10 protein-coding genes are annotated in these 14904 nt (G+C 44.2%); 2 read left to right on the top strand and 8 right to left on the bottom strand.

Going from position 1 to position 14904, the window contains the following annotated elements:
• Together CAG60_RS05035 and CAG60_RS05030 are read left to right on the top strand one after the other, a co-directional pair.
• A partial coding sequence (locus tag CAG60_RS05035) for a type II toxin-antitoxin system RelE/ParE family toxin (RefSeq protein ID WP_161438197.1) occupies window positions 1-229 on the top strand: 229 nt, incomplete at its 5' end.
• A gap of 253 nt (window positions 230-482) precedes the next feature.
• Window positions 483-1445, top strand: coding sequence for an integron integrase (locus CAG60_RS05030; RefSeq protein WP_161438429.1), 963 nt, complete (start codon window positions 483-485; stop codon window positions 1443-1445).
• Window positions 1446-1492: 47 nt separating this feature from the next.
• Here the strand turns inward: CAG60_RS05030 and rplT are convergent, their stop codons facing one another.
• From rplT to CAG60_RS04990, 8 genes are all read right to left on the bottom strand, one after another.
• Entirely contained in the window at window positions 1493-1846 is a 354-nt protein-coding gene (gene rplT / locus CAG60_RS05025; protein WP_004397165.1) for a 50S ribosomal protein L20, read from the bottom strand.
• 41 nt (window positions 1847-1887) lie between these two features.
• Window positions 1888-2082 carry a 50S ribosomal protein L35 gene (rpmI, locus tag CAG60_RS05020; RefSeq protein WP_004397162.1) on the bottom strand — a complete coding sequence of 65 codons (195 nt, stop codon included), beginning with the start codon at window positions 2080-2082 and terminating at the stop codon, window positions 1888-1890.
• A gap of 100 nt (window positions 2083-2182) precedes the next feature.
• Window positions 2183-2734: a translation initiation factor IF-3 gene (gene infC / locus CAG60_RS05015; protein ID WP_083797783.1), complete on the bottom strand. Its 552-nt coding sequence runs from the start codon at window positions 2732-2734 to the stop codon at window positions 2183-2185.
• A 3-nt stretch (window positions 2735-2737) separates the two neighbouring features.
• Complete coding sequence (gene thrS, locus CAG60_RS05010; RefSeq protein ID WP_004397152.1) at window positions 2738-4666, bottom strand: threonine--tRNA ligase; 1929 nt, start codon at window positions 4664-4666, stop codon at window positions 2738-2740.
• A gap of 506 nt (window positions 4667-5172) precedes the next feature.
• Entirely contained in the window at window positions 5173-12720 is a 7548-nt protein-coding gene (locus tag CAG60_RS05005; RefSeq protein ID WP_161438428.1) for an LPD5 domain-containing protein, read from the bottom strand.
• 86 nt (window positions 12721-12806) lie between these two features.
• Window positions 12807-14318 carry a hypothetical protein gene (locus CAG60_RS05000; RefSeq protein ID WP_161438427.1) on the bottom strand — a complete coding sequence of 504 codons (1512 nt, stop codon included), beginning with the start codon at window positions 14316-14318 and terminating at the stop codon, window positions 12807-12809.
• A complete protein-coding gene (locus CAG60_RS04995) occupies window positions 14318-14560 on the bottom strand; it encodes a bacteriocin (RefSeq protein WP_161425778.1) in 243 nt (80 codons plus the stop codon). The genes CAG60_RS05000 and CAG60_RS04995 overlap by 1 nt, the downstream gene beginning before the upstream one ends.
• Entirely contained in the window at window positions 14557-14904 is a 348-nt protein-coding gene (locus tag CAG60_RS04990; RefSeq protein WP_110167294.1) for a hypothetical protein, read from the bottom strand. Before CAG60_RS04990 ends, CAG60_RS04995 begins: the two co-directional genes overlap by 4 nt.

The following is a 14904-nucleotide window of genomic DNA, read 5'->3' as shown; positions in this document are numbered from 1 at the left end:
CAACAATTTTTCCGAATTACAGTGGCAACGTTATAAAGAAACACTACTTTCTGGCTTTCAAATGCTCGCCGATAATCCTGATTTAGGACGAAGCTGCCATGAAATATATAGTAACGGCTTTTACTTTCCGATTGGAAAACATACTGCTTACTTCACAAAGGAAGAGAATTTCATCTTAATCGTAGCTGTATTAGGGCAATCTCAGTTACCGCAAAATCACCTGAAATAATAAACAATTCTGGGCGATAGTTTCGATTGGTAAGCTAACGCTTATTACACTGAAACATGCCGTCTTTTCTTCCACGCTACCGCCGCCTTTTAGAGCAAAGGTCGAACAATCGTAACATAATAACCATCTGATTCATCATGTTATACACCATCGCAATGAGAAGCAGATCTAAATAAACGGCAAAATGCCACTTAGTTATTGACAGCCTATAAAACCCACATCACTGTATATAAAAACAGCAAAGGACTTATGTATGAAATCTCAATTTCTGCTTAGCGTAAAGGAATATATGCAAGTCAGGTATTATGCTAACAAAACTATAGAATCTTATATACATTGGATAACGCAATATGTGGTCTTTCATAATAAAACTCACCCTAATCTATTAGGCTCTCGTGATGTCGAACAGTTTTTAACCTACTTAGCTGTTGAAAAAAAAGTAGCAACCAAAACACAATCATTGGCTTTGAATGCACTGAGTTTTTTGTATAGGGAGATCATCAAAGAGCCATTAACACTGGAAATGAAATTCCAAAAATCTCAATTGGAAAAAAAGCTACCGATCGTCATGACACGAGAAGAAATAAAACGCTTCTTTAATCATGTTGATCCAAAATATCAGCTTCACATCAAACTACTTTATGGTTCAGGACTAAGATTGATGGAATGCGTTCGCTTACGTATACAAGATATCGATTTTGATTATGGAGCTTTGAGGATATGGCAGGGAAAAGGAGGGAAAAATCGAACAGTAACACTGGCCAAAGAGTTACACCCTTTAATCAAGGAACAAATATCACTCGCAAAACGATACTACGATAAAGATATGGAAACGAAAGGTTATGGTGGCGTATGGTTGCCTAACGCATTAAATAGCAAATATCCGACAGCACCATTCGAATTTCATTGGCATTACTTATTTCCATCTAACGCATTATCGGTTGATAAGGAAAGCAACTTATTACGTCGGCATCATATTAATGAAACCTCATTACAACGAACCGTAAAAAGAGCAGTAAAAGAAGCTGAAATTAAAAAATCAGTATCTTGCCATACGCTAAGACACTCATTTGCAACCCATCTTCTCGAATCAGGAGCTGATATTCGAACGGTACAAGAGCAGCTTGGTCATTCTGACGTCTCAACGACACAAATTTATACTCATGTATTGGATAGAGGAGCAAACGGGGTATTGAGCCCTTTATCTCGCTTATAAAAAAGGAGAGCCTAAGCCCTCCTTTCGATTAAACAGTTAAAACTCTATTACAGAGCAGCTTTCGCTTTCTCAACAAGAACAGAAAATGCTGCTTTGTCGAATACTGCGATATCTGCAAGGATCTTACGATCGATCTCGATAGAGGCTTTCTTAAGACCATTGATGAAACGGCTGTAAGATAGACCATTTTGACGAGATGCAGCGTTAATACGCGCGATCCATAGCTGACGGAACTGGCGCTTTTTAGTGCGACGGTCACGGTAAGCGTATTGGCCTGCTTTAGTAACGGCTTGGAAAGCTACGCGGTAAACACGTGAACGTGCACCATAGTAACCTTTAGCTTGTTTTAGAACTTTCTTATGACGTGCACGAGCTTGTACACCACGTTTTACGCGAGGCATTATGTCTCTCCTAAACTAAACGATAAATAAACTAAAAAGAATTAAGCGTATGGCAACATGCGCATAACACCAGCCACTTCACATTTCGGAAGGATTGAGTTAGGGCGTAGTTGACGCTTGTTCTTAGTAGTACGCTTAGTCAGGATGTGACGTTTAGTAGCGTGCTTGTACTTAATACCACCAGCTGTTTTCTTAAAACGCTTAGCAGCACCTTTGTTGGTTTTCATCTTAGGCATGATGAATAACTCCGCATTGTAGTAGTTTAATAACAATGTAATTAGGGCGAATAAAACCCAGCTTTTAATCACTAGGTTTTATTACTTGCAATGCCGTTAATTACTTCTTTTTAGGGGCAAGCATCATGATCATCTGACGTGCTTCAATTCTGCTCGGGAAAGATTCTACTACCGCGATATCAGCCGTATCTTCTTTCAGACGATTCAAAACATCAACACCGATTTCTTGGTGCGCCATCTCACGGCCACGGAAGCGAATAGTTACTTTCACTTTGTTGCCTTCTTCAAGGAAGCTAGTCAGGTTGCGTAGTTTTACCTGATAGTCTCCGATATCAGTTCCAGGACGGAATTTTATTTCCTTAATCTGGACCTGTTTTTGCTTCTTCTTCTGCTCTTTAGCAGCTTTACTCTTTTCAAAGAGGAATTTGCCATAGTCCATCACACGACAAACAGGTGGCTCGGCGTTAGGGCTGATCTCTACAAGATCCATACCAGCTTCTACGGCCGCTTCTAGTGCTTCGCTGATTGATACAACACCAACGGATTCACCATCTGCGCCAGTTAAACGAACTTCACGAACGCCACGAATTTCACCGTTTAAACGGTGCTGGTTTGGTTTGGCCGGCTGTTGGCCACGTCTTCCGCCTTTAATAGTTTATTCCTCCAGATTGAGCTGACGGCTAGAAACTTCGGCTTGGATGTGAGTTATAAAATCATCCAATTTAAATTTACCTAAGTCCTTGCCCTTTCGAGTACGTACTGCAATTTCACCAGCTTCCATTTCTTGGTCGCCACAAACGAGCATATACGGTACACGTTTTAAAGTATGTTCGCGGATTTTAAAGCCTATCTTCTCATTTCTCAAGTCCGCTTTCGCACGAATGCCACATTTTTGTAGCTTTTGTACGACTTCTTGAGCGTAATCAGCCTGTTTATCGGTGATATTGACTACCACGGCTTGTTCAGGAGCTAACCACGTTGGGAAGAAACCCGCATATTCTTCGATAAGAATACCGATAAAGCGCTCAAGAGAACCTAAAATCGCACGGTGAATCATAACCGGGACTAAGCGCTCATTACTTTCACCAACGTAGGTCGCGCCTAAACGTGATGGAAGATTGAAGTCCAATTGAACTGTGCCACATTGCCATGCTCTATCCAAGCAATCATACAAAGTGAATTCAATTTTAGGACCATAAAAAGCACCTTCACCTTCTTGAATCTCATAGGCAATACCCATTGCGTCAAGCGAGTGTTTCAGGGCCTCTTCAGACTTATCCCAAATCTCGTCACTGCCTACTCGTTTTTCAGGACGGGTAGATAGTTTAACCGCAATATTTTCAAAACCAAAGGTGTTATACGTGTCGTACACCATTTTAATGCACGATGTTACTTCTTGTTGTATTTGATCTTCAGTACAGAAAATATGCGCATCATCTTGAGTGAAACCACGCACACGCATAATACCATGTAATGAACCTGAAGGTTCGTTACGATGGCACGATCCAAATTCAGCCATGCGCAAGGGTAAATCACGATATGATTTCAAACCTTGATTAAAGATTTGTACGTGACCTGGGCAGTTCATCGGTTTAATCGCATATTCACGATTTTCTGATGATGTAGTGAACATCGCGTCCGCGTATTTATCCCAGTGACCAGAACGTTCCCATAGAACGCGATCCATCATCAATGGACCTTTCACTTCTTGGTAATCATATTCCGTTAATTTATGACGAATGAAAACTTCTAAATCACGGAAGATAGACCAGCCATTATGATGCCAGAAAACCATCCCCGGCGCTTCTTGCTGCATATGAAAAAGATCAAGCTGCTTACCAATTTTACGATGGTCACGCTTGGCCGCTTCTTCTAAACGAGTTAAATGAGCTTGTAGTGCTTTCTTATCATGAAAAGCCGTGCCATAAACGCGTTGTAACATTTTGTTGTCACTGTTACCACGCCAATACGCGCCAGCAACACTGAGCAGTTTAAAATGCTGACAAAAACCCATATGAGGTACGTGTGGACCACGACACATATCGATATATTCTTCGTGATGATAAAGACCAGGGCGATCATCACGAGCAACATTTTCGTCTAAGATTTCGATCTTATAAGGTTCACCACGAGATTCAAAAGTATCCCGAGCTTCCTGCCAACTGACTTTATGCTTAACAACCGCGTATTTGGTTTTAACCAAATCTTTCATTCGCTGTTCGATGCGCTCAAGATCTTCTTGTGAGAGCGAATGATCAAGATCGATATCGTAGTAAAAACCACTATCGATGGTTGGACCGATAGCCATTTTTGCTTGCGGATAAAGCTGCTTAAGAGCATGCCCTAATAAATGCGCGCAAGAGTGACGAACGATTTCTAATCCATCAGCCTCATCTTTAACCGTAATAATTTCAAGGCTTGCATCATGTTCAATCAGATCGCAAGCATCAACACGTCGGCCATCGATACGGCCTGCAATGGTTGCTTTAGCAAGACCAGGACCGATAGATTGAGCGACGTCCATGGTAGAGACAGGGTGATCAAATTGACGCTGACTGCCGTCAGGAAGAGTAATAATAGGCATGAATAATCCTTACAGTGGTGTTGCACACCAAGCAACACATGTTTTGTTTTTTATTCTTAAAAATCAATGCTTTATATCAAAAGCTTAATATTTAAAACTGATTTGGTACAAAATTTGGTACAAATACGGATGCACCTGTTCTTTAGTACCGACGCATTCTAACGTATGCGACTTAGATCGCAATATATTTCTTTTGATAAGTTCAACAAGAGCTCGATGCCATATTAAAACATAAAGGTTAGTTTTATCATAACTGATCGAACACTATTCTTTTGGCTGAACTAATGTAGCTATATCAATTAGTACTACTTGTAAAAATCATGACGACAAACAGATAAGCATGCGATTGCGCATAAAAGTTATATATACTTCGCAAAAATAGAACAGAATAAATAGTTAATAGTTGCGCGATATTCTCATAAGCAGTTAACTTGGCATCGACAGCTTTCGCTTGCACTGTCTGGAATTAGAAGCCCTCTGTTTAGTGGAGGGCTTTTCTATAAAAACTAAACCCCAAGTCTGCGTAAGAAGTTTTCTCGCGCTCGATCACTGTCAAACTCCCTGGTCAATGTTCGATGCCTACGCTCTTGCCTAGCCAGCTCATTTCTTCTTGATTTAGTCATCAAGCCTGCTGCGGTCGCTGCCTCAACATAAGCGCGATCCATCTCTATCATTTTCTGATAGTCTGAATCCGTTAAGTTATCTTCCGCCCATTTCAAGAACTCTGCTCGCTCACGAATTGACGGGCTTAAACTTACACGAATTGGCTGCGCTGAACGAATGGCCGATCGCATGCTAGTTAATGCGCTTTGTACTTCACTAGGCGTTTTTAGGCTTTCAAGATGTTTACGCACAATTGCTTTCATTCGCTCTGGTTGGCCGAGCAATGCTGCCTCAATTAATGCACCATTAATCGGTGACATTTCTGTCTTACCATAACGTTCTGGAGCTCTACGCTTACTTTCGAGACCAATATCATTACTGTACCGGCGAATGTAACGACGAATATCATTCCTATCTCGCCGAATGCCTTCCAATCGTGCAACGTCAAACCCCAAACCAACATTATCAGCCGCACCTAAAACACCGCGTTTAGTGGTTCGATAAATAGAAATCGTGTCGGCTAGTTTATCTATGTCTTTCTTTGTGATCGTACCTTGCTCGGCAAGAATTAATCCAAGTTCTGCAAAAGCTTTTACTGGCGCAAGCGCAGGTGGATCAATGGGAGATTTAACTCTTTGTCTATCGGCAACGTCTCTCGCCATTTGAATGTAGTTACCAAAGAAACCAAGTGCGCCGGTTGCCATCATAGAGTTCCAAGCTAGGCTTGCAGATAGCGCAACCGCTTTTGCTGTGTCATCGTTTGCTAGTGCTTTTTCTATCTCATCTAAATTTGGAGATGGATCATCGTAACCAAAAATAGCCGCCCTTAAAGCATTAAGCCCTGCACCGGCTAATATTGCCCCGCCAAAGAAATTCACCATAGGCATAAACGTTTTTACCCTAGCGGAATATTCCTTACCATCTTTGGTGTATTTTATCGTCTCGCCACCTTTGGTAACAGAATCAATAAAGGGTTTTAAATGGTTTATCCAGAACATACGAGACAACTGAGTGCCAAATTTTTGATACTTAAATAAGAACTTACCGATCGGCGAATCCACAAAGATAGGAGTTTGGTCGATTCGATAACTCCCCTGAGTCGTATTAACTACCTTGCGATAAAAGCGATTTGTCTCTGGCCCTTGGCCATTTTCAGCAATCAATGTATCAACATCAAAACCATTTCGTTGATACCACGCCATCTCTTTGAGTGACTTCTTGCTATCAATTTGTTGATTCCATGCAGCCAAACTTTCACGAAGCATATTTTTTGCAATCACATGTGAATGAGTACGGATAAACAGTTCCATTGGCGTATAGCCGCCCCACTTCATCATATTCGTAGCAAACTTCTGCAAGCTTTCGTTTACCCCTGCCTGGGTTGCGTCTTGTTGGAGCATCAAGTAATCATCAATTAAGATCCCAACTTTTCGCGCGTCTTTGATATTGCCAGACAAGTCTTTTAGCTCAGAAATCAATGCCTTGGTCGCCCTAACGGGACCGTAAGCCTGAAAGTTTAGCGCAGTACCACCAATCAGGTTTAGCAATGCCGTTGCCGGGTTACCTAACTGTAAGCCGGTAGCCAAGGTATTTAACGTTGCTGCGCCTCGAATATAACTATCGTTTGGAACAAGGTTATAAATCCTGTCTTGAGTTGCCCTTAAATACTTAAGCGTATTTTGGTCTGTAATACTCTCAGCAGTGGTATCAATCAGATCTTGCCCCGTCACCGCTCTTTGACCTAACGACTGGATACGCGCAGTAGCTTCTGCCCATTTATCCTTATACTGCATGGCGGCATCCCAAGTATAATCATAAAAGAACGCAGGCAGAGCTACGCCACGAGCTTGCTCGGTACCCGCAAAGTAATCGTTATGGCTGTCTTTAGGTAGCTTTGCCTGCTCCTTACCGATGTACTCTGAGGCCTTTTGGTAATCCACGCTATCAATCCGACCATCATCATAAAGTGCTTGGGCCATCGCTCGCCAAGTATCGTGATGATTTGCAGGGTCGGCTAAGGCTTGCTGAATTTCAGGACGCAGCTTACGTGGCCAGAAGTCTTTTGATAAAAAGCCGATGTCTCGCCACTCTTTGGCAACAACGTCATAAACCTTAACGCCAACCTCTTTGTTGATCCGGCCAGTAACATCAGCAACCTGCTCCCACGTTTCCACCAATTCACGAGTCATGTTTGACAGTTTGGCTTTATCGGGTGCATTACCACTCTCTTTAGCATGCATGTAATTCTCAAACTCTTTATCAACCGCTTTTTTGTCAGCTTTGTTAAGTTTTCGATACTTACTAAATGTAGGATCAATAATGGTATTAACAGTGCCCATGTGTTCACGAGTTAAGTCATAAAAGTTATCAATAGCCTCTGCAACGGGTTTAGTTGCATCGTTACGCCGTAACACATCGCTTGCAGAATCCCACCATCCTCTTAGCTTGGCTAACTCTTTCCAGCGAGGCGAAATTGCACCGGGATTGGTCACAAACGGCTGATCTAAGTTCGCAGAATCACCCATTCGTTTAGAAAACTTAATCTTCCCCGTATCATGCTCCTCTGAAACATTATTGACACCACTATCGTGCGTGGTTAATATTTCATCAGCTTCCGCAACTCTGCTAGTATTGTTATCGGGTTCTAGGGGAAGTAGGCGCGACCCTGAATCGTTGCCATCGGAAGCTAAAACATCTTTCTCGAAAGAGTGATCATAGTAAAATTTACCATCCGGCATCTCTCTTACATCAACAACTACATCGTGTACTTGACCTTCTAATTCGTATTTAATTCCGAAGTAATGATGGGCTTTAACATTAGCGTTTCCCTTGGCTTCGGGTTTGCTCCCAATATAAAGTGAATCTTCAATGATTCGATCTATATACTTCATTGATGAAAGCAAATGATCGAACGCCTTTCTCGACGTGGTGTGTTTAACTCCTGTTCGTCCAACCGTGATTTCAAAGCCACTATCTTTGTTAGTATAGATTCCGGCGCGACTAAATCCCTGCTGCTGGGCATAAAGGCGCTTTTCTTTCATTGTTGAGCCCTTAACTGGCTCCCCTTTAATGATGTCAGCATGCTCAGGAACCCGGCTTTTTTGAGAAAACAACGTTTGAGAAAGTCTGGTTTCAGTGTTTTTTGCCTCGGGCCTTGATTTGTCAGCCCACTGGTTGATTGACTTAATTCGATCGCTTAACGTATTGACGATGTTGTACATCTCCGATTTGGTCATATCACCAGGCGACATCAAGCCAACACGACGCAGCGCATGAGCTATTATTTCAACGATGCTATCAAACCAACGTTTAATGGCTGGTCGTTCTATTTCTGCAGCATGCGCTAGCACTTCTTCAACCTGATAAAGAGGCTCAAACCCTTTATAGTTTCTATCCACGGTATCCCAGAGTTCTTTGAGATGTGGTGAGTTTTTACCTCGAGCAATACGCTCCATGATCTTCATGTATTCCATATCACCCACCACAGCCCTAAGGCCGTGATGCACCAACACTTCATGGCGCAACTTTTGGCGTAAATCTTTGGCGTTTTCAATGTTGTCAGCCACAACGACCACAAGCCGTCTTGCATCGCTATACAAGGCGCTAACCACAGAGCCATCAAAGCTTGCGCCCATTATAGCCTCGGCTTCTGGTTGAGTTTTCACCACCTGAATTTTAACTCCTGCGCCACCCTTGTAGTTTTTCAACCATTGATCGGCAGCAAGTTCAGCACCTTTGACGGTCATTCCTTTTACTGGCGCTTGCTGCAAGAAGCTCTCACGGCTGTAAAGCAGGACACCATCACCATCAGGCTTGTGCTTTAAGGTTTGGAAGAAGTGATCAAATGCTGGTTTAATCGTGTTTAATTCTGACTTGGTTAGATAGGCATAATCTAAGTCGGGATCTCTTCCATAACGAGACTGCCACTGCTCTTCCGAGAGAATATTAGCTAAATAATCGTTAGTAATATCCTTGCCCTTATTTTTATCTATCACATAAGATTCAAATGAACGCGCTAGCATCTCAACCATTGTTGACCAGTATGGCTTGCTTTTCATGGCGTCAAGCTTTGACGACCTATCACTGATGCCCGTTGCGTCAATAGCGTCTCTCAATAAAGAAAACGCTTCTGCCATCTCTTGCCTGATCTCGCCACGAAAATCCGCTGGCCGACGCGCATCGGTGGCAAACTCGCTATAACGAATACCTGCAGTCTTTCCAAAGTAATTATCTAACGCATGGAACCACTCATGCGCCAGTGATCCGGCTCCTTTGGTTTTGGTTAAGTTGATGACAACACTGCCTGGCTCGTAATGCGCTTTTGCTTTACCGCTACCGCGAGCACCAAATGCAAGGCCCAGTTTACCGTTAAGAGAAATGGCTTTAGGTGGGATGTTAACCAATTCGGCCAAGTCCATGAGCGCATCATAAGCATCATTGAGCTCTGTTTGTCGCCTTGCACCTTCAACCCAGTTACCAAATTGTACTCCGCGAAAACCGAAAGCATCAGAAAACTGTTCGGGAGAAACATCCCCTTTTCTGCGCTCGATACCCTGACGATCACGATTACTCTTGTTTCGCTGTTCTTGTGATACTTTTTTTCGGATATCGCTAATTTTACTTTCTAGCGCCTCTCGGTTTGACTGCAAATACTCCCTCGCTGCATTACTACTATCAAACCCATCCTTTACTGTGACAACATTCTTGCCAGCCTTAAGGCCAATAAAATACTCAGACTGACCATCCGGTGATCGACGCCTATAAACATCGATATTGGCTTTTCTTTTCGAGGTTGTTGAGCTGTCGTGATCTGAGGTTAGCAATTCTTTTAGCGCCGCTACTGCCTCGGCCTCACTTTCAAAGCTCTTTCCCGTTATTTTCCGAGATGGGGGACCTACAATATCAAACAGCGTCTTTGGCGGATTGTATCTTTTGCCGTCGGCGAGAGAGTAACTTCCTGAGCGTATTGAATAGCTTGCAAGCTTATCTATCTGCTCCGGCGTCAAGTCCTTTGCCAATTTCATGAGTGACTTGATATCCTTTAAGGAGCTAGGGAGATCGGCTTGGGATAAATCGATGTCGCCATTAGCAATCATGCGCGACAAGTCTAAACCCGATTTCACTGCGCTAGACCATCGAGCCAGCTTGTGAGTATTCCTTGGTTTCGCTTGTGCCATTCGACTTCTGATTATGGATAAAGCCGCCACTGTTTCTGGGCTTACTCCCTCCTGGATCATTTTCTTTGCGTCCGGCTTTGGCCAGCTTTTAGAAAGTGGCTGAGATGTAATGTCATCAGTGCTTTGGTTTTTCTCAAGGGCTCCACCTAGCGCCCCCATTATGTGCTTTTTTGCACCGTGAAGAACTTCGCCAAAGTCCTCAATTTTATTCGCTTTCGGAGATCTGCTTGATTCCTGTTTTAATTGCTCAGTTAATTGCTTTTTAATGGCACTCGTTTTTCTTTCTATTCCCTCAAAATCACGAACAGGCTTTTTTCCTTGCTCTCTAAGTTTCATGCTGTTGGGGCGATTAGAAAAGTTTGACTTACCAGCCTGTGGCTCAATACTAACATCGTCTCTGGAAAGCTTTCGATCTTGTTTAAACTGATTTTTAGCCGTCTCAAAATCCTTAGCTCTCAGCCTTTGCTGATCTCTTTCTTGCCGATCGCTTTCAAGTAGGCGTTGCCTAATATCAACGGCAGACTGGTTAACATCGGATGGGCTAACTGGCTGTGCCTGAATAGGTTCCGAGCGCATTTCTAAGTCATCCCTTAACGCAATACCTTGCTGCTCTCGAATTGCTTGCGCTTGTTTCGTTGGCTCATAGTCACGAGGCAAGCCATACTTATCCGCTATTTCTGCTGGTAACGTTTCTGGTTGTAATTCGGTCTGGATTTTCTGCTCTGTTTGCTGACTAGACTCTGATTTAACAGGCCGTTTTTTATTCGCTGCAAGCCTATCTTCAACGATGGCACTCACCGGATCGATATCCATTCGTCGAGCATTTTCAGCAAGATTAAAGTATTCAGCCTCAAGTTGATTCGCCCGTTCCTCGCTAATCGATTCGTCTTTCAACTCTGCTTCTATTTGCGCAGCTCTCTCTGGGTCAAGCGCTCTTGCAAGCTGAATAGTTTCTTGCAAATCATTTTGCTCGGGAAGCACACCCGATTCGACCAAGGACGATCGAGACTCATCAAACCTTGCTTTGATTTGATCGGAAGCTGTCTGACTGACATTCTGGCTAGGAGTAGCTTCATCAACTCGTTCTTCTTGATTAGGCTCAACAGTGTGAGTTTCGGATGGCGGCGTTTGATCTAGAGGCGAATGTTGCTTACTTCCACGGTAACCACCCACCGCGCCCACAGGACCACCCACCATTCCACCAATCACGCCGCCTTCTGCAGCGGTAGATTTAACACCCTGCCACGGATCGGTATCTGTTCCAGCAACGTCATTCAATGTGGTATTCATTGAATAAGCTTGACCACCAGACTCCATAGCCTCTGCAGCCATTTCACCAACCGCACCTTTGGTTGCCCCACCGGCTACTGATTTACCCAACTTTCCGGTTATCGCACCAAATAACATCTTATCACCGAGTGCACCTGCCGCACTTGCCGCAATGGAGATAGGATTAGCCATCATTGACTGACTGGCGTGCTCTGCCGTTTCTTCTCTTGCAAGTTCCATTCTTTGCTTTGGTGATAGGTCTGCATATTTAGGATCGGTCATTATTCGATGCGCATTGTCACGAAAGGTATTTGAGTTTTCCGCTAGCCAGTTAAAATCCATATCCAAAACTGCTGCTTTTGCATCTAAGGCCCCGCCACCTAAAGAGCCAGCAAAGCCACCGCCTAAAGCCGCTGCTCCAGCAATGTGGCCAACCGCTTTATCAGCCACTTGCTTTGCAGCTACTTCACTAAGGCCGCGCTTTATCATGTTATTCGTGATGGCTCGACCAAGAGTAACCCTTGCTGCCGCCCCTGCTGCGCCGCCAGGCAATACCGTGCCAGCAAGAGAGCCCAGACCCTGCGCAATCTTCATTGCCCACACGTCAATGTCGCTTGCACCATCACCAAGCGCAAGCCGGCCATTTTCATTTTCGGTAAATAGAGAGCGATTCAACGCGGTCTGACCGTCAGGCGTCATGCTATCGATTAAGCTTTCTGATATAGACTGAGAAATGTCGCGCAATCCAGCACCAACACCGATGGTTTGATGCCCAAGCTCACCAACACCTGCGAACATGCTTGCTGCACCGCTACCCACAGCCTTTACCGCGTCCATAAAGGATACATCAAGGTTTTCTGGCTCTTGCCTTTGCATATACTTCTGCGGATTGAAGTTTTTAGGCAAAAAGCGCTTTGGCTTTTGCGTTGGCTGGCTCATATCTACTTGAGCGTTGACGGTCGCATTGGGCAGCAGGCCTTGTCCGAGCATCTGTTTGTCTTGCATCTTTTTCTCCGGGCAACAAAAAAACCCCACCCAAAAGGGTGAGGCTTTGCATCATGGGTAAATAATACCCTATTTTGAGGCGAATTCTAGAATGGTCTTGGTACAACCTTACCCGTTTCTAGGTTTGCTCGGTTTGCCCCAAATTGAGAGGCTTTCTCCGCAATTGCCTGAGGTAAATCTCTAATCACATCAGGCGTTCTGTCTAGATATTCGTTACGCCTTGCTTGACTAACAGCATTCGCTTGCTCGTCATAATCAAGCCCCCTTTCTGCAGCCGCCTTACGAACCTGCTCAACGGTCATGTCCTTGGTCGAGCGTAAGAACTCCTCTAGTTCTGAAGCTCGCTTTTCCTGCGTTACGTCTTGGTATATCTGCTCAATAGTTTCTATCGGCACGCCATCCAGTGGCATTACCTCACTCAGCTCAGAAAGAAAGGCTTGCTTGTTTTCATCGTTCGCCCATTGCTGTACTGGGTTAACAGCTTGATCCTGCGTAGTATTGAGCTGGTTATTGCTGGCGCTTCCCGATGAGTAACGCTGAGTAATTCGCTCACGAATGCCGTTGTATTGCTGCTGCAGCTCTGCGGTTAACTCGCCAGCCTCAAGCGCTTTTGCCTCGGCTTTATCTATCTCCAATAAAGCCTTTCTCATTTCAGCGTCCATTTGATTTAAGCCATTATCACCAGATCCAAAGCGCTGCTGATAAGCATTGGTAAATGTCGCCATCTTGGCGTACTTCATCTGCCCCATCAGATCTTGCATGGCATGTTCAAGCGGGATCACTTTTACAAAATCATCTTGAGCCGATGAGCGATTTTCCGTTACGGGCTTTCGAGCCCACTTGCCATCGCCATAATCGACATCAATAGACATGACAATGCCGGGCTGATCGCCTGGAATGTCTGGGCTGATATCTTGAGCAAGATGAACGCCACCCAGTTTCGCATTTTTAATCACTCTACCGTCTGCTGATTTTGTTCCTATCACCTGCTTTACGTTGGGTTCATAGAAAGCACCGACCGCCTCAATTGCCTTCGGATCGCTAAAGAAACCCTGTATCCCGTCTGCATTTTGCATCCCTTCCTCAATCACTTCTCTGGCCTGCTGAAGTTTAGGATCAAGGTATCGACGGGGGTCATAAGCAGAGCCTTTAATTTCAGGAGCGTCAAATACAGAGAAATCATCACCACCATTAGCCAAGTCTTGCCACTTTGCTTGAATTAATGGCATGTTTTCACTAATAAAAGCGGCTCTTTTTTCGTGCTCAAGCCTGAATTTATGTAAGCTTGTGCTTGCCTCTTTTAAGCCCATATTGGCAGAGTGAGCCTCTTGATTTCTTTTTTCTTGTTGAGTGGCTAGCTTTTGCTGATCATCATACGCCCTCAAGCTATGTTCATACTGACCTTGCGCTCTCTGCTCTTGAGACTCGCGCAATTGCATTTGCTGATCGATACTTTTAAGCCCAACTTCATGACTCTCTTTGCGCATGCGTGCGTCTTCTTCACGAAGGCCCATTGCCCTTTGTCGATTGTAATAGCCATCCGCTGCTTCAAAACCACGAATAAAACCATCGGCAATCCCTCTGGTATCTAACGCCATTAGAAAAGTCCTCCTAACACTAAGCCAACGCCAGCTCCCACCGCAGCACCAACAGGTCCACCTGCCATCATGCCGATCCCCGCACCAGTAGCAGCATTACCCAGTGTTTGTTGCTTGTGCGCCTGCTTTAGTTGTTGGTTCGTTTGATTTCGCCGCTCCTCATTATTCGCTGCATCTCTCAATCCCATTAGTGCATTGTTTTTCGTCCCTTGCGCTAGGCTTAATAAGCTGTAGTTACTCATTGATTCATTCCCATGCCGGAGCCTGATAATACCTGCATGCTTCGCTCGCGTTCGTAATCACGCAGGCCATTTTTTGCAGCCACAGTACCAAGCGCGGCTTTAGCATTGTTAACACCGCCATTAACATCACTTAAACCATAACGTGCCATACGATTAGCGTTACCCAGTTCTGCAGCTTGAATGCTTGATTGCATGTTCTGATCGACTCGACCAAGCTGCTCTTTCAGTAAAGAGCCATCTTGCATTTTGGTCATCAGCTCTTTTTGTTTGGGGTAAAAACGATTCAACCAGTCGTCATATTGCTCTCTTTGAATACGAGCATAAGTGCTTGATGAGTAGCTCAT

It is taken from the genome of Vibrio sp. V33_P6A3T137 (genome assembly GCF_009904835.1).
Lineage (GTDB): Bacteria > Pseudomonadota > Gammaproteobacteria > Enterobacterales > Vibrionaceae > Vibrio > Vibrio metschnikovii.
The sequence above is the reverse complement of the archived record's forward strand: the minus strand, read 5'-3'. Positions and strand labels throughout refer to the sequence as shown.